Genomic DNA, 25,918 nt, shown 5'->3' on the forward strand with positions numbered 1-25,918 from the left:
AAGTCTCCTCAGCCGGCGCGCTGCAGGCGGTACAAGGCGTTGGCCAGGGCGATGTCTTCCAGGCCCAGACCGATGGAACGGAAGAAGGCGTGGCGCTGGTAAGTCGGGGCAGGGGCCTGGTTGCTCAACAGCTGTGCCAGATCGCCGACGATGGCTTCCGGTTGCCAACCATGTTGCTCCGCCGCGATACGCATTTCGCCGGCGCTGCCAGGCGTGGTTACCCGGTAGTCGCAATACACATCCATGGCGCCCAGGCTGGCGGGCGGCACTTCATGGGCGCGCACGGCATTGGTGCTGATCGAGGTGATCAGCGCCGGTTTGCTCAAGGTGCTCGGGTCGATAACCGGGCTGGCCGAGGAGGTGCACAGCATGATCACATCGGCATCCTCCAGCGCCTGGCCGAGGCTGTCGCTGAGCGTCAGGCGTGGATCGAGGTCAAGCAGCGCCTGACGCTGCTCCACGCTTTGTTCGGCCAGGCTTGGCGAGTACAGGCGAATGTCCTGCCACTGACGCAGGCCGCGAACATAGTGCAGGTGGGCGCGGGCGATCGGACCGCTGCCGATCACCGTCAGGCGCCGGGCACTGGCCGCCGCCAGGGCGTCGACTGCCACGGCCGTAGTGGCAGCCGTGCGCGCAGTAGTCAATTCGCCGGCATCGCACAGCAGTAGCGGCTGGCCGCTGTCCATGGACATCAGCAGGGTCCAGGCGGTGACCAGCGGGCCTTGCTCGCGGACGATGTAAGGCGAGGTTTTCACCCCGTAGACGCGCTCTTGCGCCAGTACCCCACCGTAGTTGATGAAGTCACCCTGGCCAGCAGGGAACTCCACCAGCTGTTGCGGCGGCTGCACGGCTTGCCCTGCCGCCAGGTCACGGAACAGGTTGCGCAGGATCTGCGGAACATCCACCTGCTTGAGCAGTTGGCGAGCGAGCTGTTGATCGATGACGAGAGGCGCGGACATACGAGACTCCAGATAAACTATTTTGTCTATTATGGACTCTTTGTTTATTTGGGCAATATCGTTGGTCTGAAAATGCATCGCGGGGCAAGCCCGCTCCCACCGGTTGAACACACCCTGTGGGAGCGGGCTTGCCCCGCGATAAATTACAGCTTGATCAGTGATGCTTGCGCGGCACCGGCTTGAGCAGTTCGGTCGGCGGCATTTCGCAGCTGATCTTGCGACCCAGCAGCTCTTCGATGGCCGGCAGCTGGTAGGAGTCATCTTCACCGGCGAAGCTGATCGACACACCGCTGGTACCGGCACGACCGGTACGACCGATACGGTGCACGTAATCGTCCGGATCTTCCGGCAGGGTGAAGTTGATCACATGGCTGATACCGTCGATGTGGATGCCACGACCGGCGACGTCGGTCGCCACCAGCACGGTAATGCGGCCTTCGCGGAAGTTCTCCAAGGTCTTGATGCGCTTGTGCTGGGGCACGTCACCCGACAGCTGGGCGGCGTTGACGCCATCGCGCACCAGACGTTCTTCGATGCGCCGCACTTCATCCTTGCGGTTGGCGAAGACCATCACCCGTTCCCACTTGTTCTCGGTCACCAGGTTGTACAGCAGTTTGTACTTGTCGCTACCGGCCACGGCATACACGTGCTGCTCGACGGTTTCGCTGGCAACGTTCTCCGGCTCGATCTCGACGATGGACGGGTCGGTGGTCCATTGCTTGGCCAGGTTCATCACGTCTTCGGTGAAGGTCGCGGAGAACAGCAGGGTCTGGCGTTCGCTCTTCGGCGGGGTCTGGCGGATGATCTGCCGTACCTGCGGGATAAAGCCCATGTCGAGCATGCGGTCGGCTTCGTCCAGGACCAGCACTTCGACCATGTCCAGGTGGGCTTCACCGCGCTGGTTGAAGTCCAGCAGACGGCCGGGGGTAGCCACGAGAATGTCGCAATGGCGCGCTTCGAGGGCCTTGAGCTGCTTGTCGAAGTCCATGCCGCCAACGAAGGTCATCACGTTCAGACCGGTGTACTTGGTCAGTGCGGCGGCGTCTTTGGCGATCTGCACCACCAGTTCGCGGGTCGGGGCGATGATCAGTGCCCGTGGCTCGCCCATGTAGCGCTCTTTCGGCGGCGGGGTCTGCTGCAGCTGGGAAATGATCGAAATCAGGAAGGCTGCAGTCTTGCCGGTGCCGGTCTGGGCGCGGCCAATGGCGTCCTTGCCGCGCAGGGTATGCCCCAGCACTTGTGCCTGGATCGGCGTGCAATAAGGAAAGCCCAGGTCGTGGATCGCATGCATCAGCTCGGGCGAGAGCTTGAAATCATGGAAACGGGTCTTGCCTTCTTGCGGCTCGACCACGAAATCTTCCAGCTTCCAGGTGGAGGCTGCAGGTTTTGGCTTGCGCTCACGGCGCGGTTTGGGCTCGGCCGGTTTTTCGGCACGTGCCGGTTTGGCGGCCTCGGCTTCGGTTTTGAGCGGGGCGGCCGGGGCAGGGGCCTGGGGTGCTGCGGGCGGCTGCATCACGGGGGCAGCGCTTTCGGTGGCGAGTTGCTCAACCTCGCTCTTGCCGAACATCTTCTTGAGTGCTTTGAGCACGGTCATCTCATCAATTGGTTAAGGAATATACGCCGGCCAGTGTAATGCAAGAATCGGGCGCGGCGTAGTGGATTGCACTGACAACTACAGGGAAGTGTTCTTTTTAGCGCAGGCGCTTGATCAGCCATTCACCGATATCGCGAATTTCCTCGGGCAGCACTTCGTGCTCCATGGGGTATTCCTTCCACTCAACGTTGATGCCCCAGTGCTTGAGGTGCTCATACGCAGCGCGGCCCATGGCCGGGAGCACCACCGGATCGTAGCCACCGTGCAGGCACAGGGCCGGGGTACGTTGCTGGCAGGCGCTCAGCTCGCGCTCCTGGGTAAAGGTCGGTGCATAGGTCGACAGGGCGATTACCCCGCCCAGGGCTTCTTGCCACTTTATATAAGCAGTGTGTAGTACCACTGCGCCGCCCTGGGAGAAGCCGGCGAGAACGATACGGGCCAGGTCGATGCCTTTGGCCTGTTCGGCCTTGATCAGCGCGATCACCTGTTCGGCCGAGGCCTTCAGTTGGTCTTCATCGATGGCCCGTGCCGGGGTCATGGCCTTGATGTCGTACCAGCTGGGCATTTCGTAACCACCGTTGATGGTCACCGCACGTGTGGGCGCCTGGGGCATGACGAAACGGGTGGTCAGCAGAACCTCCTGCAAGGCCTCGGCCACCGGCATGAAGTCGTAACGATCGGCCCCCAGGCCGTGCAACCAGATCACACAGGCGTCTGCGGTTTTTTGTGGCTCGAGAATCAACGGGTGGCTCATGACTGCTCCGAAAGTGTGCGCGCGCTCTTGTTTGCGTGCATGAAATGAAGGCGCGTCGGGTAAATCCGGGAAAAACCTGTCGCAACGTTGCAAGTTTTCCTATTGACGTTAACTGAAACGCTTTAGCCGCTCAGTGTGGTACGCGCTTTGCTATGAAACTCCTGATGCGAGGTTACACGTTTTGGACGGTAACACCCGTTAGCGGTCCCCAAGGCTGTCACAGAACAGCGCATTGCGCCAATTGACCCAAAAACAAGCCAACACGGGTCGGATGCGCCTCATAAGGGTGCGGTGCAATTCCGGCTCAACACAATAAGAGCAAAACCGGAGGTTTGAATGAAGATGCTGAAATCCACCCTGGCAGTGGTTACCGCTGCTACCGTACTCGGTATCAGTGGTATCGCACAGGCAGGTGCGACCCTGGACGCGGTACAGAAGAAGGGCTTCGTTCAGTGTGGCGTCAGTGACGGCTTGCCGGGTTTCTCGGTCCCGGATGCCAAGGGCAACATCGTCGGTATCGACGCAGACGTCTGCCGCGCAGTGGCCGCAGCGGTGTTCGGCGATGCCAACAAGGTCAAGTTCAGCCAGCTCAACGCCAAGGAGCGCTTCACCGCGCTGCAGTCCGGCGAAGTCGACGTGCTGTCGCGCAACACCACCTGGACCAGCTCGCGTGATGCCGGCATGGGCCTGGTGTTCGCCGGTGTTACCTATTACGACGGCATCGGTTTCCTGGTCAACAAGAAGCTCGGCGTTTCCAGTGCCAAGGAGCTGGACGGTGCAACCATCTGCATCCAGGCCGGTACCACCACCGAACTCAACGTCTCCGACTACTTCCGCGCCAATGGCCTGAAGTACACCCCGATCACCTTCGACACCTCCGACGAAAGCGCCAAGTCGCTGGAATCCGGCCGTTGCGACGTGCTGACCTCGGACAAGTCGCAGCTCTACGCACAGCGCTCCAAGCTGGCCGCCCCGGCCGATTACGTAGTACTGCCGGAAACCATTTCCAAGGAACCGCTGGGCCCAGTGGTACGCAAAGGCGATGAAGAGTGGTTCAGCATCGTCAAATGGACCCTGTTCGCCATGCTCAATGCCGAAGAAATGGGCATCAGCTCGAAGAACGTCGAAGCTGAAGCCAAAGCCACCAAGAACCCTGACGTGGCCCGTATGCTCGGCGCCGACGGCGAATACGGCAAAGACCTGAAACTGCCGAAGGACTGGGTGGTGCAGATCGTCAAACAGGTCGGCAACTACGGTGAAGTGTTCGAGAAGAACCTGGGCAAGGAAACCCCGCTGCAAATCGACCGCGGCCTGAACGCCCTGTGGAACAACGGCGGCATCCAGTACGCGCCACCAGTGCGCTGACGGTTGCGGCCTGCGGCGGCACATGGCCGCCGCAGGCTGTTCGCATCCCTTCCTTGCGGGGCATTACATGCAAAATCAAATCGGCGCACCTAAGGGCCTGTCCCTTAACGATCCACGTGTGCGTGCGTGGCTGTTCCAGATCATCACCGTGGTCGCGGTGGTGGCTCTGGGCTGGTACCTGTTTCACAACACCCAGACCAACCTGCAACACCGCGGAATCACCTCAGGCTTCGACTTTCTTGAACGCAGTGCCGGTTTCGGCATCGCCCAGCACCTGATCCCCTACACCGAGCAGGACAGTTATGCCCGGGTATTCGTCATCGGCTTGCTCAACACCCTGCTGGTGACCTTTATCGGCATCATCCTGGCGACCCTGCTGGGGTTCATCGTCGGCGTGGCGCGGTTGTCACCGAACTGGATGATCAACAAGCTGGCCACGGTGTATGTCGAGACTTTCCGTAACATTCCACCGCTGTTGCAGATCCTGTTCTGGTACTTCGCGGTGTTCCTGACCCTGCCGGGACCGCGGGGCAGTATCAATATCAGCGACGCCTTCTTTATCAGCAACCGGGGCCTGAACATGCCCGGTGCTTCCATGGCCGAAGGATTCTGGCCATTCGTCGTCAGCCTGGTGCTGGCCATTGTTGCCATTGTGGTGATGGTGCGCCTGGCCAACCGGCGCTTCGAAGCCACTGGCGAGCCGTTTCACAAGTTCTGGGTCGGATTGTTCCTGTTCTTCGGTATTCCGGCGCTCAGCGTGATGCTGGCAGGCAGCCCGCTGCACTGGGAAATGCCGCAGCTCAAGGGTTTCAACTTCGTTGGCGGCTGGGTGCTGATTCCCGAACTGCTGGCCCTGACCCTGGCGCTGACCATCTACACCGCGGCGTTCATCGCCGAGATCGTGCGTTCGGGCATTCGTTCGGTCAGCTATGGCCAGACCGAAGCGGCCCGCTCGCTGGGCCTGCGTGAAGGCCCGACGCTGCGCAAGGTGATCATTCCTCAGGCGCTGCGGGTGATCATTCCACCGCTGACCAGCCAGTACCTGAACCTGGCGAAGAACTCTTCGCTGGCGGCCGGTATCGGCTATCCGGAAATGGTTTCGTTGTTCGCCGGCACCGTGCTCAACCAGACCGGCCAGGCCATCGAGGTGATCGCCATCACCATGAGCGTCTACCTGGCCATCAGCATCAGCATTTCCCTGCTGATGAACTGGTACAACAAGCGCATTGCGCTGATCGAACGGTGAGGACACGCGCATGACTACCCATGTTTTCAAACCCGATATGCCGCCACCGGTGAAAACCGTCGGCGTGCTGGCCTGGATGCGCGCCAACCTGTTCTCCAGCTGGCTCAACACTCTGCTCACGCTGTTTGCCCTGTACCTGGTGTGGCTGATCGTGCCGCCGCTGCTGCAGTGGTCGATCTTCGACGCCAACTGGGTCGGCACCACGCGCGCCGACTGCACCAAGGACGGCGCCTGCTGGGTGTTCATCCAGCAACGTTTTGGCCAGTTCATGTACGGTTATTACCCGACTGAACTGCGCTGGCGTGTCGACCTGACCGTGTGGCTGGCGGTGATCGGCGCAGCGCCGCTGTTCATCGCACGCTTCCCGCGCAAAGTGATCTACGGTCTGAGCTTTTTGGTGCTGTACCCGATCATTGCCTACACCTTGCTGCACGGTGGCTATCTTGGTCTGAGCACAGTACCGACCAGCCAGTGGGGCGGCCTGATGCTGACCCTGGTGATCGCCACTGTCGGTATCGTCGGCGCCTTGCCGCTGGGCATCCTGCTGGCACTGGGGCGGCGTTCGAACATGCCGGCGGTGAAGGTGGTGTGCGTGACCTTCATCGAGTTCTGGCGCGGCGTGCCGTTGATCACCGTGCTGTTCATGTCGTCGGTGATGCTGCCGTTGTTCCTGCCCGAGGGCATGAGCTTCGACAAGCTGCTGCGGGCGATGATCGGGGTCATCCTGTTCCAGTCGGCGTATATCGCCGAAGTGGTGCGCGGTGGCCTGCAGGCCATTCCCAAAGGCCAGTACGAAGCCGCTGCGGCGATGGGCCTGGGCTACTGGCGCTCGATGGGCCTGGTGATCCTGCCGCAAGCCCTGAAGCTGGTGATTCCCGGCATCGTCAACACCTTCATTGCCCTGTTCAAGGACACCAGCCTTGTGATCATCATTGGCCTGTTCGACCTGCTCAACAGCGTCAAGCAGGCCGCTGCCGACCCGACCTGGCTGGGCATGGCGACCGAGGGCTATGTGTTCGCCGCCCTGGTTTTCTGGATTTTCTGTTTCGGTATGTCCCGCTACTCCATGCACCTGGAGCGCAAGCTGGACACAGGCCACAAGCGTTAGGAGTGTTCCCATGAGTGAAGCGATCAAACAGCCTGTGAGCCCTGAAGGCATTATTCAGATGCAGGGCGTGAACAAGTGGTACGGCCAGTTCCACGTGCTCAAGGACATCAACCTGAATGTGCGCCAGGGCGAGCGTATCGTCCTGTGCGGGCCGTCGGGCTCGGGCAAGTCGACCACCATCCGCTGCCTCAACCGCCTGGAAGAGCACCAGCAGGGCCGTATCGTGGTCGATGGCGTGGAACTGACCAACGACCTCAAGCAGATCGAAGCGATCCGCCGTGAAGTCGGCATGGTGTTCCAGCATTTCAACCTGTTCCCGCACCTGACCATCCTGCAGAACTGCACCCTGGCGCCGATGTGGGTGCGCAAGATGCCCAAGCGCAAGGCCGAGGAAATCGCCATGCACTATCTGGAGCGGGTGCGGATTCCGGAACAGGCCAACAAGTATCCAGGGCAATTGTCCGGTGGTCAGCAGCAGCGGGTGGCGATTGCCCGTGCGCTGTGCATGAAGCCGAAGATCATGTTGTTCGACGAACCGACCTCGGCGCTCGATCCGGAGATGGTCAAGGAAGTGCTCGACACCATGGTCAGCCTGGCGGAAGACGGCATGACCATGCTCTGCGTGACCCACGAGATGGGCTTTGCGCGCACGGTGGCGAACCGGGTGATCTTCATGGACAAGGGAGAGATCGTCGAGCAGGCGGCACCGGACGACTTTTTCGACCGGCCGCAGAATGAGCGGACCAAGCTGTTCCTGAGCCAGATTCTGCACTGACCCCATCGCGGGGCAAGCCCGCTCCCACAGGTAAACCACAAGACCTGTGGGAGCGGGCTTGCCCCGCGATGCTGTTAACCCATCAGTTTTCTTCTTTGGCTGCCGGTGCTGGCGGTGGACGCAAGCCGATTTCAGCAGTCAGCTTCAGTTCCTTGCCGTTACGCATCACCTGGATTGCCACCTTGTCGTTGGGCTTGATCCGCGCCACCTGGTTCATCGAGCGCCGCCCGTCACCTGCCGGTTCGCCGTTGATGCTGAGAATCACGTCACCCAGTTGCAGGCCGGCCTTCTGCGCCGGACCGTCGCGGAAGATCCCCGCCACCACGATCCCCGGACGCCCCTGCATGCCGAACGACTCCGCCAGCTCCTGGCTCAGCGGCTGCACTTCGATACCCAGCCAGCCACGAATCACCTGACCGTGCTCGATGATCGCCTTCATCACCTCCAGCGCCAGCTTGGTCGGGATGGCGAAGCCGATGCCTTGAGAACCACCGGATTTGGAGAAGATCGCCGTGTTGATGCCGGTCAGGTTGCCGTTGGCGTCGACCAGCGCACCACCGGAGTTGCCCGGGTTGATTGCCGCGTCAGTCTGGATGAAGTCTTCGTAGTTGTTCAGGCCCAGCTGGTTGCGGCCGGTGGCACTGATGATACCCATGGTGACGGTCTGGCCGACACCGAAGGGGTTGCCGATGGCCAGGGCGACGTCGCCGATGTGAATGCTGTCGGAGCGGCCGATGGTGATCGACGGCAGGTTCTTCAGGTCGATCTTGAGCACCGCCAGATCGGTTTCCGGGTCGCTGCCGATGACCCGTGCCAGGGTTTCGCGGCCGTCCTTGAGCGCCACCACGATCTGGTCGGCACCGGAGGTCACGTGGTTGTTGGTCAGCAGGTAACCTTCCGGGCTCATGATCACCGCCGAGCCCAGGCTCGACTCCCAGCGCCGCTGTTTGGGCAGGTTGTCGCCGAAGAAACGGCGGAACTGCGGGTCTTCGAACAGCGGGTGCGCGGTCTTGTTGACCACTTTGGTGGTGTACAGGTTGGCCACCGCAGGCGCGGCAATGCTCACGGCGTCGGCATAGGACACCGGTCCCTGCATGATCCGCGTGGTTTGCGGTGCCTGCTGCAGGTTGACGTCCTGGCTGGGCAGGCCGACCCATTGTGGAAAACGCTGGATGATCAGCAGGGCGATCAGCACGCCGACCAGCAGCGGCCAGGCAAAGTAACGCAAAGCCTTGAACATTGAACGAATCCTGGGAGTGGGCAGAGGGCCGCTTGACTGCATGGGAGCGAGCGCGCGCGATCATACTGCCACCGAAGCGGTGCAGGAACTGTTAAATCGCAGCCGAGCCGTGGATGCAGCGTGCAGGCCCCCAGGCAACCGCCGTCGGTTTCCCCAAACCCGGCGACGGCCCATAATGACGGTCATTATACGGGGCCTTGCGCCGCGCTGAACTGCTGAATTTAGGAGTCTTTTCATGGCTGTTGCCCTGAGCACCCTGGTCGAGGAAGCCGAACGCTACCTTGGCAGCGCAAAAATCCACGATTACTGCCCCAACGGCCTGCAGGTTGAAGGGCGCCCGCAGGTGACCCGCATCGTCAGCGGTGTCACCGCCAGCCAGGCGTTGCTGGATGCGGCGGTCGAGGCCGACGCCGACCTGGTGCTGGTGCACCACGGTTACTTCTGGAAAGGCGAGAACCCGTGTATCACCGGGATGAAGCAGCGCCGGCTGAAAACCTTGCTGAAGCATGACCTGAGCTTGCTGGCCTATCACCTGCCGCTGGACCTGCACCCGGAGGTTGGCAACAACGTGCAACTGGCCCGTCAGCTCGACATTACCGTCGAAGGTCCGCTGGACCCGGATAACCCGCGAGTGGTCGGTCTGGTCGGGTCGTTGGCCGAGCCTCTGTCGGCGCGCGACTTTGCCCGCAAGGTGCAAGAGGTCATGGGCCGCGAGCCGCTGCTGATCGAAGGCGAGCAGATCATTCGCCGGGTCGGCTGGTGTACCGGTGGTGGCCAGGGTTACATCGACCAGGCGATTGCCGCCGGTGTCGACCTGTTCCTCAGCGGCGAGGCGTCGGAGCAGACCTTCCACAGCGCGCGCGAGAACGGCATCAGTTTCATTGCCGCCGGCCACCATGCCACCGAGCGTTACGGCGTGCAGGCACTGGGTGATTATCTGGCGCGGCGCTTCGCCCTGGAGCACCTGTTCATCGACTGCCCGAACCCGATCTAGGGTAAAACGGCTGGGCATATTCTTATACTGTTTCGATCTAGTAGGGCGCCTAAATAGAATCGAGTGCTGTGATAAAGTGGCCCGCTCGAACACGGCCCGCTGGCCGTCCATAAGATCGTATTTCCGTGAGTAGCCATGGTCGACAAACTGACGCATTTGAAACAGTTGGAGGCGGAGAGCATCCACATCATTCGTGAGGTGGCCGCCGAGTTCGATAACCCGGTGATGCTGTACTCGATCGGCAAGGATTCGGCCGTGATGCTGCATCTGGCGCGCAAAGCCTTTTTCCCGGGCAAATTGCCGTTCCCGGTGATGCATGTCGACACCCAGTGGAAATTCCAGGAGATGTACAGTTTCCGCGACAAGATGGTCGAGGAAATGGGCCTGAAGCTGATCACTCACGTGAACCCGGACGGCGTCGCCCAGGGCATCAATCCGTTCACCCACGGCAGTGCCAAGCACACCGACATCATGAAGACCGAGGGCCTCAAGCAGGCACTCGACAAGCATGGCTTCGATGCCGCCTTCGGTGGTGCGCGCCGCGACGAAGAGAAGTCGCGGGCCAAGGAACGCGTCTACTCGTTCCGTGACAGCAAGCACCGCTGGGATCCGAAGAACCAGCGTCCGGAGCTGTGGAACGTCTACAACGGCAAGGTCAACAAAGGCGAATCGATTCGCGTGTTCCCGCTGTCGAACTGGACCGAGCTGGACATCTGGCAGTACATCTACCTCGAAGGCATCCCGATCGTGCCGCTGTATTTCGCCGCCGAACGCGATGTGATCGAGAAGAACGGCACCCTGATCATGATCGATGACGAGCGCATCCTCGAGCACCTCTCGGATGAAGAGAAAGCCCGCATCGTCAAAAAGAAAGTGCGCTTCCGTACCCTTGGCTGCTACCCGCTGACGGGCGCTGTCGAGTCTGAGGCCGAAACCCTGACCGACATCATTCAGGAAATGCTCCTGACGCGCACTTCCGAGCGCCAGGGCCGCGTCATCGACCACGATGGTGCAGGCTCGATGGAAGACAAGAAACGTCAAGGCTATTTCTAAGTTAGGGTCAGACCATGTCGCACCAATCCGAATTGATCAGCGAGGACATCCTCGCTTACCTGGCCCAGCACGAACGTAAAGAACTGCTGCGCTTTTTGACCTGCGGTAACGTCGACGACGGCAAGAGCACCCTGATCGGGCGCCTGCTGCACGACTCGAAGATGATCTACGAAGACCATCTGGAAGCCATCACCCGCGATTCGAAGAAAGTCGGCACCACCGGTGACGACATCGACCTGGCGTTGCTGGTCGACGGCCTGCAGGCCGAGCGCGAGCAGGGCATCACCATCGATGTCGCCTACCGCTACTTCTCCACCGCCAAGCGCAAGTTCATCATCGCCGACACCCCGGGCCACGAGCAGTACACCCGCAACATGGCCACCGGTGCGTCCACCTGCGACCTGGCGATCATCCTCGTCGATGCCCGTTACGGCGTGCAGACCCAGACCCGCCGCCACAGCTACATCGCCTCCTTGCTGGGCATCAAGCACATCGTCGTTGCCGTGAACAAGATGGACCTCAAAGGCTTCGACCAGGGCGTGTTCGAAAGCATCAAGGCTGACTACCTGCAGTTTGCCGAAGCCATCAACATGAGCCCGAGCAGCCTGCATTTCGTGCCGATGTCGGCGCTCAAGGGCGACAACGTGGTCAACCGCAGCGAGCGTTCGCCGTGGTACACCGGCCCGGCGTTGATGGAAATCCTTGAAACCGTGGAAGTGGCGGCCGACCGCAACTTCACCGACCTGCGTTTCCCGGTGCAGTACGTCAACCGGCCGAACCTGAACTTCCGTGGCTTTGCCGGCACCCTGGCCAGCGGCGTGGTGCACAAGGGCGATGAAATCGTCGTGCTGCCGTCGGGCAAGAGCAGCCGGGTCAAGTCCATCGTCACCTTCGAAGGTGAGCTGGAAAACGCCGGCCCCGGCCAGGCCGTGACCCTGACCATGGAAGACGAGATCGACATCTCCCGTGGCGACCTGCTGGTGCATGCCGACAACGTCCCGCCAGTGACCGACCAGTTCGACGCCATGCTCGTGTGGATGGCCGAAGAGCCGATGCTGCCGGGCAAGAAATACGACATCAAGCGCGCCACCAGCTACGTGCCGGGCTCGATTGCCAGCATCGCCCACAAAGTCGATGTGAACACCCTGGAGCAGGGCGCAGCCAGTGCGTTGCAGCTCAATGAAATCGGCAAGGTCAAGGTCAGCCTCGACGCCCCGATCGCGCTGGACGGCTATGACAGCAACCGCACCACCGGTGCCTTTATCGTCATTGACCGTTTGACCAACGGCACCGTTGGCGCCGGCATGATCATCGCACCGCCGGTCGTGCCGCACGGCACCATCGGTCAGCACGGCAAACTGGCTCACGTCGATACCGCAGAGCGTGCCCTGCGTTTTGGCCAGCAGCCAGCCACGGTGTTGTTCAGCGGCCTGTCGGGCGCTGGCAAGAGCACCCTGGCCTACGCCGTTGAGCGTAAATTGTTCGACATGGGCCGTGCGGTCTATGTGCTCGATGGCCAGAACCTGCGTCACGACCTGAACAAAGGCCTGCCACAGGACCGCGCCGGGCGCACCGAGAACTGGCGTCGTGCTGCGCATGTAGCGCGTCAGTTCAACGAAGCTGGCCTGCTGACCCTGGCCGCTTTCGTTGCCCCGGATGCCGAAGGCCGTGAACAGGCCAAGGCACTGATCGGCAACGAGCGCTTGCTCACCGTTTACGTCCAGGCCTCGCCAATGGCCTGCCGCGAGCGTGACCCGCAAGGCCTGTACGCTGCCGGTGGCGACAACATCCCGGGCGAAAGCTTCCCGTACGACGTGCCGCTGGATGCCGATCTGGTGATCGATACCCAGAACGTCAGCCTGGAAGACGGCGTCAAGCAGGTGCTGGAGCTGTTGCGTAAGCGTGGTGCGATCTAAGCGTTACCTGTGAACAAGAAACCCCACTTCGGTGGGGTTTTTTGTTGTCCGCAGAACAGCTTTTTCATAGTGCAATCGGCCAGTTTATTTTTAGTTGGCCCTTCTGTTGCACATTTGCATATTAGGATCCATGTCGCATTTGAACTGTCGTTCATAAAGTGGCTGCGTTAGCGTGAACGCCCCATTGCCGCAAGCGGATAACGTCATTGCGCAAAGGATTAATATGAATTTCATGGGACGCCACTGCCTCGTATCGGGATGATCCAATAATCTTCCCGCACGGGTGGTGAGAACATACCAACGCTTCCCATTGTCCAGTAGGTCAAAAACTGTTCGGCGGTAGGATTTAGCTCTCCCTGTGAGTAGGAACACTACTCAAATATGCTTCTCCGAAACCGGAATCACTCGCTTCTCCTTCACCGCCTTGAACGAAAAGCTCGAGTAAATCTCCTTCACCCCCGGCAAACGTTGCAGCACCTCCCGGGCGAACTCGCCGAACGACTCCAGGTCCCGCGCCAGAATCTCCAGCAGGAAGTCATAGCGCCCGGAGATGTTGTGACAGGCAACGATCTCGGGAATCTCCATCAGCCGCTGCTCAAAGGCCCGGGCCATTTCCTTGGAGTGCGAGTCCATCATGATGCTGACAAAAGCAGTGACGCCAAAGCCCAGGGCCTTGGGTGACAGGACGGCCTGGTAGCCGGTGATGTAGCCGTTCTCTTCCAGTAGTTTGACCCGCCGCCAGCACGGCGAGGTGGTCAGCGCGACACTGTCGGCAAGTTCGGAAATGGTCAGTCGCGCGTTGTCCTGCAGGGCAGCCAACAAAGCGCGGTCGGTTCGGTCGATGGCGGTAGGCATGATTTGCCCTCCGTGGCCTGAATTCATAGTTTTTTTGTTAATAACCACCGTTGGTAGTGGTCATATTTGGAAAAAAATCAGCACCTCAGTGGCATAAGCTTATAACAAACCACAAGAGGCTGTTGTCATGAGCGGCTCCACCAAGGATTCAGGTTTTGCTACCCGTGCCATCCACCACGGCTACGACCCAATGAGCCACCAGGGCTCACTGGTGCCGCCGGTCTACCAGACTGCCACCTTTGCCTTTCCCACGGTTGAGTACGGCGCAGCCTGCTTTGCCGGGGAACAGAGCGGACATTTCTACACGCGTATATCCAACCCGACCCTGGCGCTACTGGAAGAGCGCATGGCTTCGCTTGAAGGCGGTGAGGCCGGGTTGGCCCTGGCTTCGGGGATGGGCGCGATCACCGCGACCTTGTGGACCCTGCTGCGGCCGGGTGATGAAGTATTGGTAGGGCGAACCTTGTACGGCTGCACCTTTGCCTTTCTGCACCATGGTATCGGTGAGTTCGGGGTCAAGGTGCGTCATGTCGACATGACCGATCTGCAGGCGCTGGAAGCGGCGATCACCGGGCAAACCAAGGTGATCTACTTCGAAACACCGGCCAACCCGAACATGCAGATGGCCGATATCGCCGCCGTGGCGGCACTTGCGCACAAGCACGCCATCACTGTGGTGGTCGATAACACCTACTGCACACCCTACCTGCAACGGCCGCTGGAGCTGGGTGCGGACCTGGTGGTGCATTCGGCGACCAAGTACCTGAGTGGCCATGGTGATATCACCGCCGGCCTGGTGGTCGGGTGCAAGGCACTGGTGGACCGGATTCGCCTCGAGGGCCTCAAGGACATGACCGGTGCAGTGATGTCGCCCCAGGATGCCGCCTTGCTGATGCGCGGTATAAAGACCCTGAACCTGCGCATGGAGCGTCATTGCAGCAGCGCCCAGACCATCGCCGAGTACCTCGAGCAGCATCCGGCCGTGGAGTTGATCAACTATCCGGGCCTGCCCGGGTTCGCGCAATACGAACTGGCCCAGCGGCAGATGCGCCTGCCCGGCGGCATGATCGCCTTTGAACTCAAAGGCGGGATCAGTGCCGGGCGACGCTTCATGAACGCCCTGCAACTGTTCTGCCGCGCCGTCAGTCTGGGCGATGCCGAGTCCCTGGCCCAGCACCCGGCAAGCATGACCCATTCCAGCTATACCCCTGAAGAGCGTGCCCAGTACGGCATCTCTGAGGGATTGGTGCGGCTGTCGGTCGGGCTTGAAGATATCGACGACCTGCTGGCCGATATCGAGCAGGCAATGCAGGCCTGCGTCTGAAACCATCAAGGATGAGGCCAATGCAATGGTGGCAATGATGAGCCTTGTGCCCGGTGAAGGTGTGCCGCGCCGATTGGGTGATGATCCACACGCCGACAGCGATCCGGGCGAAACCGCCGAGTGGCTCGACGCGCTGGATTCGACCTTGCAGCACTGTGGGCCGGAGCGTGCGCGGTTTCTCCTTGAGCAACTGCAGGCGCATGCACGTGAGCTGGGCCTGGAGCAAGGTGTCCAGGCCTTCTCGGCCTACCGCAATACCTTGTCGGTAGAGCAGCAGGGCGCCTATCCGGGTGATCTGGAGCTGGAAGAGCGGATCACCAGCCTGCTGCGCTGGAACGCCCTGGCCATGGTGATGCGGGCCAACCATGCCTATGGCGACCTGGGCGGACACATCGCCAGTTACGCTTCGGCAGCGGAAATCTTCGAAGTGGGCTTCCAGCACTTCTTTCGGGGCGAGGCCGGCGCTGAACAACGCAGCGCCGACCTGGTGTTTTTCCAGCCGCATTCGGCGCCGGGCATTTATGCCCGAGCCTTTCTCGAAGGGCGGTTGAGTGAAGAGCAGCTGGCCAGTTACCGTCAGGAAGTCGCTGGCCATGGTTTGTGCTCTTATCCACATCCCTGGCTGATGCCTGACTTCTGGCAGTTTCCTACCGGCTCCATGGGTATCGGCCCGCTCAATGCGGTCTACCAGGCACGGTTCATGCGCTACCTGCACAACCGCCAGTTGCTCGACACCAGTGCCCGGCACGTCTGGGGTGTGTTCGGCGATGGCGAGATGGACGAGCCGGAATCCATCGCCGGCCTGACCCTGGCCGCGCGCGAGCAGCTGGATAACCTCACTTTTGTGGTCAACTGCAACCTGCAGCGTCTGGACGGCCCGGTACGCGGTAATGGTCAGATCATTCAGGAGCTGGAGGCGCTGTTCCACGGCGCTGGCTGGAATGTGATCAAGGTGCTCTGGGGTTCGGAGTGGGACGCGCTGTTTGCGCGCGACAGCGAGCACGTTTTGCTGCGCCAGCTGGCGGCAACCCCGGATGGCCAGTTCCAGAACCTGGGTGCCAAAGACGGCACCTACAACCTTGAACACTTCTTCAACCAGCAGCCGGCCCTGCAGAAACTGGTCGAGCACATGAGCTCCGAGGATATCAACGCGCTCAAGCGTGGCGGCCACGATTTTCGCAAGTTGTACGCCGCCTTTGCCTCGGCCAAGGCCTGCAAAGGGCGGCCAAGCGTGATCCTGGCGAAAACCAAGAAAGGCTACGGGATGAGCGCGGCCGGCGAGTCACGCATGACTGCGCATCAAGCGAAGAAACTCGATGTCCAGGCCTTGCTGGCTTTTCGCGATCGCTTTCATTTGCCGCTCAGCGACAGTCAGGTCGAGCAGTTGCAGTTCTATCGCCCGGCCGACGACAGCGCTGAAATGCGCTACCTGCGTGAGCGCCGCGCCGTGCTCGGCGGGCCATTACCCGCTCGGCGCAGTGACGTGCGCCCGGTACCGGTGCCGGCGCTGGAGGCCATGGGTGGTTTTGCCTTGCAGGCCGATGGCAAGGAAATGTCCACCACGATGGCGGCGGTGCGCATGCTCAGTGCCTGGCTCAAGTCCCCGGAGCTGGGGCCGCGCGTGGTGCCGATCGTCGCTGATGAGGCACGAACCTTCGGCATGGCAAGTCTGTTCCGCCAGATCGGTATTTATTCACCTCAAGGGCAGTGTTATGAGCCCGAGGATGCCGGGTCACTGCTGTCTTACAAGGAAGCTCGTGACGGTCAATTGCTGGAGGAGGGGATCACCGAAGCCGGGGCGATTTCCTCCTGGGTGGCGGCGGCAACGTCTTACGCGGTGCATGGCGAGCCGATGCTGCCGGTGTACATCTACTACTCGATGTTCGGTTTCCAGCGCGTCGGCGATCTGATCTGGGCTGCCGCCGATCAACGTGCCCGTGGTCTGCTGTTGGGGGCTACTGCCGGACGTACGACCCTGGGGGGAGAAGGCTTGCAACATCAGGACGGTTCGAGTCTGGTCATGGCCTCGATGGTGCCCAACTGCCGGGCCTGGGAGCCCTGCTTTGCCGGTGAGCTGGCGGTGATTCTCGAATATGCGGCGCGGCGCATGCTCAGCGAGCAACACGACGAGTTTCATTACGTGGCGGTGATGAACGAAAATTATCCACAACCTTCCCTGCCAGCGCAGGTGCATGAAGAGGTTTTGCGCGGCATGTACCGCTATGTCGAACAGCGCGTAGCTGCGGCTCAGGGGCGTGTGCGCTTGCTGGGTTCCGGGGCGATTCTGCGTGAAGCCATCGCTGCCAGCGAACTGCTGGCCCGCGATTGGCAGATTGAGAGTGAAGTGTTCAGTGTCACCAGTTTTAGCGAGCTGGCGCGCGAGGCGCGGGATGTGGATCGCGCCTGTCGCCTGGGGCAGGACGGCGCGGGTGTGAGTCACCTGCAGCGTTGCCTGCAAGGCAGTGAGCCGGTGATCGCTGCCAGCGACTACGTGCGTGCCTGGCCGCAACTGATTGCCGAGTATGTGCAGGCGCCCTACGTGACCTTGGGGACTGATGGTTTTGGCCGCAGCGATACACGGCAGCAGCTGAGGCGCTTTTTCGAAGTTGATCGCTTCAGTATCGTGCTGGCCAGTTTGCACAGCCTGGTGAGGCAGGGGTGTGTCGAGCGGCAGGTGCTGGATCAGGCGCTTGAGCGCTATGGGCACGGCGCGGAGACTGCGCCCTGGTATTGCTGAAAATAGCAGGGCGGAAATAGGTTCTTTACGGAATCCCGGGGAGCATGATCTTGGGGCTGGGCTGGGCTGGGCTGGGCTGGGCTGGGCTGGGCTGGGCTGGGCTGGGCTTCGAATGCGAGCTTATCCATTCGATGTGGCGCCGCTGCCGGCCCCTTCCGCCTTTACGGCGGCCTACTTTCCTCTTGGGGAAAGTAGGCAAAGCCGCCTGCTCCTGCATCCGGCCCTACGCTGCGCTCCGGGTCCCCTCGCTCCGGTGCCTCCTGAAGTCGCAAAGTTACGGGCGGCGCTTGCGCTTACGCATCTTCGAAATCAGATACTGGCGCAGCCAAGCTGATTTCACGCGGGACAAGCCCGCTTGCAAAGCAAGCATCGACTCGCTCTCGCTCTCGCTCTCGCTCTCGCTCTCGCTCTCGCTTTTGATCTTGACCTTCGTGTGCGGGAGTTCAGGCGCCACAGATTGCGACTTCAGGAGGCTGAGCGGAGGTACCTGTAGGGGCCAGTGCGTAGCACCTTCGGCGTAGCCGAAGAGCGCGAGCCTACGACTTGGCGTAGCAAGTCGTAGGCCGCGTGGCCCCAGAAGGTGCCGTAGCGAAGGGACCCGGAGCGCAGCGTAGGGCCGGATGCAGGAGCCAGCGGCTTTGCCTACTTTCCCCAAGAGGAAAGTAGGCCGCCGTAAGGGCGGAAGGGGCCGGCAGCGTCGCCACATGGAATGGATAAGCTCGCGCCTCAGCAACCCAACCCAACCCAAGAATCATAGCTCCCCCGGGATTCCGTGAAGAGCCAAAAAAAAGCCCCGCCAATCGGCGGGGCTATTTGTCAGTTACGCTTGAGCCCGTAATGCTCATCGAGCATGCCCGGTGCGTTCGGCGCTTTCGGCGCGTAGTCACGCGGTACTTCAGTATCCTTCGGTGGTGTCAGGCGATCACGCGGGGCCTGTACGGCTTCCGAGTGCAGGGAGGCCAGCAGGCGCTGGCGGGTCAGTTCGTCCAGGGCCAGGCGGTTGGCGCCATCGGCCAGGTGGTCCTGAACTTCCTGGTAACTTTGGGTCAGTTTCTTGACCAGCGCAGCCGTACTGTTGAAGTGAGTAACCACCTCGTTCTGGTAGCTGTCGAAACGTTCCTGGATATCATCCAGCTGGCGCTGAGTGCTGCTCGGGGCGGCATTGGGCAGCAGGCGGGCGACCAGGAAACCAACGACGACACCCACGACGAGGGCCAGGGTCGGCAACAACCAAACTAAGAGCGAGAGTTCCACGAGTCCTTCCTCTATAAACGGCTTTGCTTTACGTTAACGGCTCGGACCTGCGCTGTATACCGCGAACGATCGCAAATATCTCAGACAGAATCATTCAGCTAGACGAGTCGACCCTTTCCGAGGTCACGGAGTTTATCCTTGCTTATCCGCGAAACCCCCGTATTCATCGATGGCCCGGTCGGCCAACTGGAAGCCTTGTACCTTGATGTTGCCGACGCCCGTGGCGTGGTATTGCTGTGTCACCCTAACCCGGTGCAGGGCGGGACCATGACCAACAAGGTGGTGTCGATGCTGCAGCGCACCGCCCGCGATGCCGGTTACATTACCTTGCGTTTCAACTACCGTGGTGTCGGCGCCAGTGCCGGCAGCCATGACATGGGCAGCGGCGAAGTGGACGATGCCCAGGCGGCAGCGACCTGGCTGCTGGAAAAACATCCACAGTTGCCTCTGACCCTGATGGGCTTTTCATTCGGCGGCTTCGTTGCGGCCAGCCTCGGCGGGCGCCTGGAAGCAAAGGGTATCGAACTGAAGCACCTGTTCATGGTTGCACCCGCGGTGATGCGCCTGCAGGATCACGACACCTTGCCACAAGGCTGCGCACTGAGCGTGATCCAGCCGGAAACCGACGAAGTGATCGATCCGCAGCTGGTCTACGACTGGTCCGACACACTCGCACGCCCCCATGAGCTGCTGAAAGTGGCAGAATGCGGACACTTTTTCCACGGCAAGCTCACCGACCTCAAGGAACGGGTGCTGCCGCGCCTTTCGAATTGATCCAAGCCTGATAAGCGATTACCCATGACTACGCGCATCCTTACCGGTATCACCACCACGGGCACGCCTCACCTGGGCAACTATGCCGGTGCCATCCGCCCGGCGATCCTCGCCAGCCGTGAGCCAGGTGTCGACTCGTTCTACTTCCTCGCCGACTACCACGCCCTGATCAAATGCGATGACCCGCAGCGCATCCAGCGCTCGCGTCTGGAAATCGCCGCGACCTGGCTGGCCGGTGGCCTGGACCCAGAGCGCGTGACCTTCTACCGCCAGTCCGATATTCCGGAAATCCCCGAGTTGACCTGGCTGCTGACCTGCGTGGCGGCCAAGGGCCTGCTCAACCGTGCGCACGCCTACAAGGCCTCGGTGGACAAGAACCTGGAGAACGGTGAAGACCCGGATGCCGGCATCAGCATGGGCCTGTACAGCTACCCGGTACTGATGGCCGCCGACATCCTGATGTTCAACGCCAACAAGGTGCCGGTCGGTCGCGACCAGATCCAGCACGTGGAAATGGCCCGTGATATCGGCCAGCGTTTCAACCACCTGTTCGGTCAGGGCAAGGAATTCTTTGCCATGCCTGAAGCGCTGATCGAAGAAAGCGTGGCCACCTTGCCGGGCCTGGATGGCCGCAAGATGTCCAAGAGCTATGACAACACCATTCCGTTGTTCACCAGCGCCAAGGACATGAAGGATGCGATTTCGCGCATCGTCACCGACTCGCGCGCCCCGGGCGAAGCCAAGGACCCGGACAATTCGCACCTGTTCACCCTGTTCCAGGCCTTCGCCACCCCGGCACAGGCCGACGAGTTCCGCAGCGAGCTGCTGCAGGGGCTGGGTTGGGGTGAAGCCAAGCAGCGTCTGTTCCAGCTGCTCGACGGCCAGTTGAGCGAGCCACGCGAGCGTTATCACCAGCTGATCAGCCGCCCGGCCGACCTGGAAGACATCCTCCTGGCCGGTGCCGAGAAAGCCCGCAAAGTGGCCACGCCATTCCTTGAGCAACTGCGTGAGGCAGTTGGTCTGCGCTCGTTCCGCAGCATCGAGCAGGGCACTGCCCAGGTCAAAAAGAAGGCCGCGAAGGCCGCGCGCTTTGTCAGCTTCCGTGAAGACGACGGCAGCTTCCGTTTCCGCCTGCTGGCGGCCGACGGTGAGCAACTGCTGCTGTCGCGCAACTTCGCCGATGGCAAGACCGCCGGCGCGGTGAGCAAGCAACTGCAGCAGGGCGGCGAATTGGACGTACGCACTGAAGGCCTGGGCTTCAGCCTGTGGCTGGAAGGCGAGTGCGTTGCCGACGGGCCGCAACTGGCCGACGAAGCGGCGCGCGATGCTGCTATCGAGAGTCTGCGCGCTGCCTTGCAACCGCAGCAGGACTGAACGGTCTGACGCAAGTCTGATTGCCATTATCCAGGGCCGTCGCTACAGTGACGGCCCGTTTTTGTTACCTTGCTAACGAATTATGACGCCCCTAGAACGATATCAAGCAGATCTGAAACGTCCCGAATTCTTCCATGATGCGGCGCAGGAAACTGCGGTGCGTCATCTGCAGCGCCTGTACGACGATCTGATCGCGGCGCAGAACAACAAGCCGGGTGTGTTCGGCAAGCTGTTCGGCAAGAAGGAGCAGGCACCGGTCAAGGGCTTGTACTTCTGGGGTGGGGTAGGGCGCGGCAAGACCTACCTGGTCGATACGTTCTTCGAGGCACTGCCGTTCAAGCAGAAGGTGCGTACGCACTTCCACCGCTTCATGAAGCGCGTGCACGAGGAAATGAAAACCCTCAAGGGCGAGAAGAACCCGCTGACCCTCATCGCCAAGCGTTTTTCCGAAGAAGCGCGGGTGATCTGCTTCGACGAATTCTTCGTCTCCGATATTACCGACGCGATGATTCTTGGCACCCTGATGGAGGAGCTGTTCAAGAACGGCGTAACCCTGGTGGCCACTTCCAACATCGTCCCGGACGGCTTGTACAAGGACGGCCTGCAGCGTGCGCGTTTCCTGCCGGCCATCGCCCTGATCAAGCAGAACACCGAGATCGTCAACGTCGACAGCGGCGTCGACTATCGCTTGCGTCATCTGGAACAAGCCGAGCTGTTCCACTTCCCGCTGGACGAGGCGGCGCACGAAAGCCTGCGCAAGAGCTTCCGCGCGCTGACGCCGGAGTGCACCCAGGCGGTGGAGAACGACGTGTTGATCGTCGAGAACCGCGAGATTCGTGCCTTGCGCACCTGTGACGACGTGGCCTGGTTCGACTTCCGCGAATTGTGCGACGGCCCGCGCAGCCAGAACGATTACATCGAACTGGGCAAGATTTTCCATGCCGTGCTGCTCAGCGACGTCGAGCAGATGAGTGTGGCCACCGATGACATCGCCCGGCGCTTCATCAACATGGTCGACGAGTTCTATGACCGCAACGTCAAGCTGATCATCTCGGCCGAGGTTGAGCTCAAGGACCTGTACACCGGTGGTCGTCTGACCTTCGAATTCCAGCGTACGCTAAGCCGCTTGCTGGAAATGCAGTCCCACGAATTCCTCGCGCGCGCACACAAGCCTTAAAGCGCGTCGCTGCCATCGCTGGCAAGGCCAGCTCCCACAATGATTGCAGGGTGTATACCCTTGTGGGAGCCGGCATTGCCGGCGATGGGGCCTTCAGGCTTCCTGCATAAACTGCTGCCGATACTGGTTCGGCGACAACTCCGTGTGCTGCCTGAACAGCCGCGCAAAGAAACTCGCATCGTCATAACCGACCTCATAACTGATGGTCTTGATGCTCTTGCGCGTGCCTGACAACAGACCCTTGGCCGTCTCGATCCGCAACCGTTGCAAGTAGTGCAGCGGTTTGTCCCCGGTCGCCGTCTGAAAGCGGCGCATGAAATTGCGGATGCTCATGCCGTGGTTGCGCGCCACGTCTTCGAAGCGGAACTTGTCGGCAAAGTGCTCTTCGAGCCATTGCTGGATCTGCAGGATGATCAGGTCCTGGTGCAGCTTCTGCCCGCCAAAGCCCATGCGCCCAGGGGTGTAGTTGCGCTGCACCTCGTAGAGGATGTCGCGGGCAACCGCCTGGGCGACGTTGGCGCCGCAGAAGCGTTCGATCAGATAGATGTACAGGTCGCAGGCCGAAGTGGTGCCGCCCGCGCAGTAGAGGTTGTCGGCGTCGGTCAGGTGCTTGTCCTGATTCAGGCTGACCTTGGGGAAGCGTTCGGCGAACTGGTTGAAGAAGCGCCAGTAGGTAGTCGCCTCCTTGCCATCGAGCAAGCCGGACTCGGCCAGCCAGAACACACCACTGGCCTCACCACAAAGTACGGCACCGCGCGCGTGCTGTTCACGCAGCCAGGGCAGGACCTGGGGGTAGCGCTGGCAGAGTGCGTCGAAGTCGTCCCAGAAGGCCGGCAGGATGATCACATCGGCCTGTTCCAGGCCACTGTCCACGGGTAGCAGAACATCGCTGAAGGTGCGCACAGGCTGCCCGTCAGGGCTGACCAGGCGGGTCTCGAACATCGGTTGCAAGCCCAGGCCCAGCTGCTTGCCATAGCGCAGGCTGGCCAGGTGGAAGAAATCCTTGGCCTGCATTACCGTCGAAGCGAACACGTTATCGATGGCCAGGATGCTGACGCGCCGCAAGGACGCGGTGGGTTGGGTAAACATCATTTTCGTTATTCTTATAGGGTAGAGTGGTCAATCACCGGCTGGATCGTCTTATTTTTTGGCCGTTGTGTCTACCCTCGGATTTTCTGGGCAGTGGGAGCGGGCTTGCCCCGCGATACGATATGACTGACACACCGCAATCGCGGGGCAAGCCCGCTCCCACAAACCCTCCCACAAGGCTTATGGCGCCGGGTTGGGCTGGTCCTGGTGGATGGCTTCGATAGCAGCCAGCAGCTCGTCAGAGAGCTTGAGATCGAGGCTGGCGAGGTTGCTGTCGAGCTGCTCCAGCGTGGTTGCGCCGATGATGTTGCTGGTCACGAATGGCTGGCGGGTGACAAACGCCAGGGCCATCTGCGCCGGGTCCAGGCCGTGTTCGCGGGCCAGTTTTACATAGCGGCTGCAGGCGGCGACGGTCTGCGGATTGGAATAGCGCGAGAAACGGCTAAACAGGCTCAGGCGGCCCTTGGCCGGGCGCGCACCGTTCTCGTACTTGCCCGAGAGCATGCCGAAGGCCAGTGGCGAGTAGGCCAGCAAGCCGCATTGCTCACGGATGGCAATTTCCGCCAGGCCGACTTCGAAGCTGCGGTTGAGCAGGTTGTAAGGGTTCTGGATCGACACGGCGCGGCTCCAGCCCCGGCTTTCCGCCAGTTGCAGGAACTTCATGGTGCCCCACGGCGTTTCGTTGGACAGGCCGATATGGCGGATCTTGCCAGCCTTGACCTGCGCGTCGAGTACTTCCAGGGTTTCTTCCAGCGGCGTGAAGTGATCCTGGGGCAGGTGCTGGTAACCCAGCTTGCCGAAGAAGTTGGTGCTGCGTTCCGGCCAGTGCAACTGGTAGAGGTCGATCCAGTCGGTTTGCAGGCGCTTGAGGCTGGCGTCCAGGGCGGCGACGATGTGCTGGCGGTTGTGCTTGAGCTGGCCGTCGCGGATGTGGCTGATGCCGTTGCCCGGGCCGGCCACCTTGCTGGCCAGGATCCACTCGGCGCGATCACCGCGGGCCTTGAACCAGTTGCCGATAATGCGTTCGGTAGCGGCGTAGGTTTCCGGGCGTGGCGGCACCGGATACATCTCGGCGGTATCGATGAAATTGATCCCGGCAGCCTTGGCGCGTTCGATCTGGGTGAACGCCTCGGCCTGGTCATTCTGCTCGCCCCAGGTCATGGTCCCCAGGCATAGCGTGCTGACATTGAGGTCGGTGCGGCCCAGCTGGCGATAGTCCATCGGCTTCTCCCTGGCAAAAGAAGCATAAAAGCAGGTTGAATTTTTTTTCGCAATCTGGATAATTCAGCCCCTCTCGGTGTGGTGGGAGTGATGCCCCGCTCACAGAAGAACCCTGCCGAATATTGGACGCGCTGACCCGAGCCCCCGATAGCGTCCGTGTGCGGCTGTGTCCTTGACTTGTCAAGGTGCGCACTATCCAGTAAGATCCGCCGTCTTATTTTCGCTTGGGCGGCCCCTGAGGCTATAAAGAATGAAAACTTTTACTGCTAAACCGGAAACAGTAAAGCGCGACTGGTTCGTAGTTGACGCCGCTGGTCAGACCCTGGGTCGTCTGGCTACCGAAATCGCTAGCCGTCTGCGTGGCAAGCACAAACCAGAATACACTCCTCACGTTGACACCGGCGACTACATCGTCGTTATCAATGCCGAGCAGATCCGTGTCACTGGTGCCAAGACTTCGGACAAAATGTACTACTCCCACTCCGGCTTCCCGGGCGGTATCAAGGAAATCAACTTCGAGAAGTTGATCGCCAAGGCCCCAGAGCGCGTGATCGAGACCGCGGTTAAAGGCATGCTGCCTAAGAACCCGCTGGGTCGCGACATGTACCGTAAGCTGAAAGTCTATGCGGGCGCTACTCACCCTCATACTGCTCAGCAGCCCCAAGAACTGAAGATTTAACGGAATAGTTCATTATGTCGGCGACTCAAAATTACGGCACTGGCCGTCGCAAGACCGCAACCGCTCGCGTTTTCCTGCGTCCAGGTACCGGTAACATCTCCATCAACAACCGTTCTCTGGACGTGTTCTTCGGTCGTGAAACCGCGCGCATGGTAGTACGCCAGCCGCTGGAACTGACCGAAACCACCGAGAAGTTCGACATCTACGTCACCGTTATCGGTGGTGGTGTCAGCGGCCAGGCCGGTGCAATCCGTCACGGTATCACCCGTGCACTGATGGACTACGACGAAACCCTGCGTAGCGCTCTGCGCAAAGCTGGCTTCGTTACCCGCGACGCTCGTGAAGTTGAGCGTAAGAAAGTGGGTCTGCGTAAAGCACGTAAGCGTCCTCAGTACTCCAAGCGTTAATTTCGCTTCGGCGTCAAAAAAAG

The 25,918-nt window shown here is 60.9% G+C and carries 22 protein-coding genes; 14 read left to right on the forward strand and 8 right to left on the reverse strand.

The window, feature by feature from the left end:
• Positions 1–8: 8 nt before the first annotated feature.
• From NPS47_RS16265 to NPS47_RS16275, 3 genes are all read right to left on the reverse strand, one after another.
• On the reverse strand, positions 9–959 hold the full coding sequence (locus tag NPS47_RS16265; RefSeq protein ID WP_274295869.1) for an ornithine cyclodeaminase family protein: 951 nt from the start codon (positions 957–959) through the stop codon (positions 9–11).
• A gap of 154 nt (positions 960–1,113) precedes the next feature.
• Positions 1,114–2,547, reverse strand: a complete 1,434-nt coding sequence (rhlB, locus tag NPS47_RS16270; RefSeq protein ID WP_274295870.1) for an ATP-dependent RNA helicase RhlB — start codon at positions 2,545–2,547, stop codon at positions 1,114–1,116.
• A 103-nt stretch (positions 2,548–2,650) separates the two neighbouring features.
• Positions 2,651–3,307 (reverse strand): alpha/beta hydrolase, encoded by a 657-nt coding sequence (locus NPS47_RS16275; protein ID WP_274295871.1) that lies wholly within the window; start codon positions 3,305–3,307, stop codon positions 2,651–2,653.
• A gap of 336 nt (positions 3,308–3,643) precedes the next feature.
• Here NPS47_RS16275 and NPS47_RS16280 point away from each other — a divergent pair, with 336 nt between their 5' ends.
• The 4 genes from NPS47_RS16280 (at position 3,644) to NPS47_RS16295 (ending at position 7,801) form a co-directional block, all read left to right on the forward strand.
• A complete protein-coding gene (locus NPS47_RS16280; RefSeq protein ID WP_274295872.1) occupies positions 3,644–4,672 on the forward strand; it encodes an amino acid ABC transporter substrate-binding protein in 1,029 nt (342 codons plus the stop codon).
• 67 nt (positions 4,673–4,739) lie between these two features.
• Entirely contained in the window at positions 4,740–5,918 is a 1,179-nt protein-coding gene (locus tag NPS47_RS16285) for an amino acid ABC transporter permease (protein ID WP_274295873.1), read from the forward strand.
• A 10-nt stretch (positions 5,919–5,928) separates the two neighbouring features.
• Positions 5,929–7,026, forward strand: a complete 1,098-nt coding sequence (locus tag NPS47_RS16290) for an amino acid ABC transporter permease (protein ID WP_274295874.1) — start codon at positions 5,929–5,931, stop codon at positions 7,024–7,026.
• Positions 7,027–7,036: 10 nt separating this feature from the next.
• The gene (locus NPS47_RS16295; protein ID WP_274295875.1) at positions 7,037–7,801 is read left to right on the forward strand and encodes an amino acid ABC transporter ATP-binding protein; all 765 of its coding nucleotides are present in this window, start codon (positions 7,037–7,039) and stop codon (positions 7,799–7,801) included.
• Positions 7,802–7,883: 82 nt separating this feature from the next.
• Here NPS47_RS16295 and algW read toward each other — a convergent pair whose 3' ends face one another.
• Positions 7,884–9,041, reverse strand: coding sequence for a Do family serine endopeptidase AlgW (gene algW / locus NPS47_RS16300; RefSeq protein ID WP_038607151.1), 1,158 nt, complete (start codon positions 9,039–9,041; stop codon positions 7,884–7,886).
• Positions 9,042–9,276: 235 nt separating this feature from the next.
• On the opposite strand from algW, the gene NPS47_RS16305 reads away from it, so the two are divergent.
• From NPS47_RS16305 to cysN, 3 genes are all read left to right on the forward strand, one after another.
• A complete protein-coding gene (locus NPS47_RS16305) occupies positions 9,277–10,035 on the forward strand; it encodes a Nif3-like dinuclear metal center hexameric protein (RefSeq protein ID WP_274295876.1) in 759 nt (252 codons plus the stop codon).
• A 135-nt stretch (positions 10,036–10,170) separates the two neighbouring features.
• A complete protein-coding gene (gene cysD, locus NPS47_RS16310) occupies positions 10,171–11,088 on the forward strand; it encodes a sulfate adenylyltransferase subunit CysD (RefSeq protein WP_274295877.1) in 918 nt (305 codons plus the stop codon).
• Between the two features lie 14 nt (positions 11,089–11,102).
• Positions 11,103–13,004, forward strand: coding sequence for a sulfate adenylyltransferase subunit CysN (gene cysN, locus NPS47_RS16315; RefSeq protein WP_274295878.1), 1,902 nt, complete (start codon positions 11,103–11,105; stop codon positions 13,002–13,004).
• 375 nt (positions 13,005–13,379) lie between these two features.
• Here the strand turns inward: cysN and NPS47_RS16320 are convergent, their stop codons facing one another.
• Positions 13,380–13,859 carry an Lrp/AsnC family transcriptional regulator gene (locus NPS47_RS16320; protein WP_274295879.1) on the reverse strand — a complete coding sequence of 160 codons (480 nt, stop codon included), beginning with the start codon at positions 13,857–13,859 and terminating at the stop codon, positions 13,380–13,382.
• Between the two features lie 127 nt (positions 13,860–13,986).
• Here NPS47_RS16320 and NPS47_RS16325 point away from each other — a divergent pair, with 127 nt between their 5' ends.
• Both NPS47_RS16325 and mdeB read left to right on the forward strand, forming a co-directional pair.
• Positions 13,987–15,183, forward strand: coding sequence for a methionine gamma-lyase (locus tag NPS47_RS16325; RefSeq protein WP_274295880.1), 1,197 nt, complete (start codon positions 13,987–13,989; stop codon positions 15,181–15,183).
• 37 nt (positions 15,184–15,220) lie between these two features.
• Entirely contained in the window at positions 15,221–17,920 is a 2,700-nt protein-coding gene (gene mdeB / locus NPS47_RS16330; protein WP_274295881.1) for an alpha-ketoglutarate dehydrogenase, read from the forward strand.
• Between the two features lie 816 nt (positions 17,921–18,736).
• On the opposite strand, the gene NPS47_RS16335 is transcribed toward mdeB, so the two are convergent.
• Positions 18,737–19,174, reverse strand: coding sequence for a YhcB family protein (locus NPS47_RS16335; RefSeq protein ID WP_038607167.1), 438 nt, complete (start codon positions 19,172–19,174; stop codon positions 18,737–18,739).
• 138 nt (positions 19,175–19,312) lie between these two features.
• Between NPS47_RS16335 and NPS47_RS16340 the strand changes: the two genes are divergently transcribed.
• The 3 genes from NPS47_RS16340 to zapE all read left to right on the forward strand — a co-directional run bounded on the left by NPS47_RS16340 (position 19,313) and on the right by zapE (position 22,499).
• Positions 19,313–19,948, forward strand: a complete 636-nt coding sequence (locus tag NPS47_RS16340) for an alpha/beta hydrolase (protein ID WP_274295882.1) — start codon at positions 19,313–19,315, stop codon at positions 19,946–19,948.
• A 24-nt stretch (positions 19,949–19,972) separates the two neighbouring features.
• A complete protein-coding gene (locus NPS47_RS16345; RefSeq protein ID WP_274295883.1) occupies positions 19,973–21,322 on the forward strand; it encodes a tryptophan--tRNA ligase in 1,350 nt (449 codons plus the stop codon).
• 82 nt (positions 21,323–21,404) lie between these two features.
• Positions 21,405–22,499 carry a cell division protein ZapE gene (gene zapE, locus NPS47_RS16350; protein ID WP_274295884.1) on the forward strand — a complete coding sequence of 365 codons (1,095 nt, stop codon included), beginning with the start codon at positions 21,405–21,407 and terminating at the stop codon, positions 22,497–22,499.
• 93 nt (positions 22,500–22,592) lie between these two features.
• Here zapE and NPS47_RS16355 read toward each other — a convergent pair whose 3' ends face one another.
• Complete coding sequence (locus NPS47_RS16355; RefSeq protein WP_167335136.1) at positions 22,593–23,489, reverse strand: GlxA family transcriptional regulator; 897 nt, start codon at positions 23,487–23,489, stop codon at positions 22,593–22,595.
• A 279-nt stretch (positions 23,490–23,768) separates the two neighbouring features.
• Positions 23,769–24,809, reverse strand: coding sequence for an NADP(H)-dependent aldo-keto reductase (locus NPS47_RS16360; protein WP_274295885.1), 1,041 nt, complete (start codon positions 24,807–24,809; stop codon positions 23,769–23,771).
• Between the two features lie 250 nt (positions 24,810–25,059).
• Here NPS47_RS16360 and rplM point away from each other — a divergent pair, with 250 nt between their 5' ends.
• Entirely contained in the window at positions 25,060–25,488 is a 429-nt protein-coding gene (rplM, locus tag NPS47_RS16365; RefSeq protein ID WP_038607182.1) for a 50S ribosomal protein L13, read from the forward strand.
• 14 nt (positions 25,489–25,502) lie between these two features.
• Positions 25,503–25,895: a 30S ribosomal protein S9 gene (gene rpsI, locus NPS47_RS16370; protein ID WP_038607185.1), complete on the forward strand. Its 393-nt coding sequence runs from the start codon at positions 25,503–25,505 to the stop codon at positions 25,893–25,895.
• Positions 25,896–25,918 lie beyond the last annotated feature (23 nt).

This window comes from Pseudomonas putida (genome assembly GCF_028682475.1).
In the GTDB taxonomy this organism is placed as follows: domain Bacteria; phylum Pseudomonadota; class Gammaproteobacteria; order Pseudomonadales; family Pseudomonadaceae; genus Aquipseudomonas; species Aquipseudomonas putida_AG.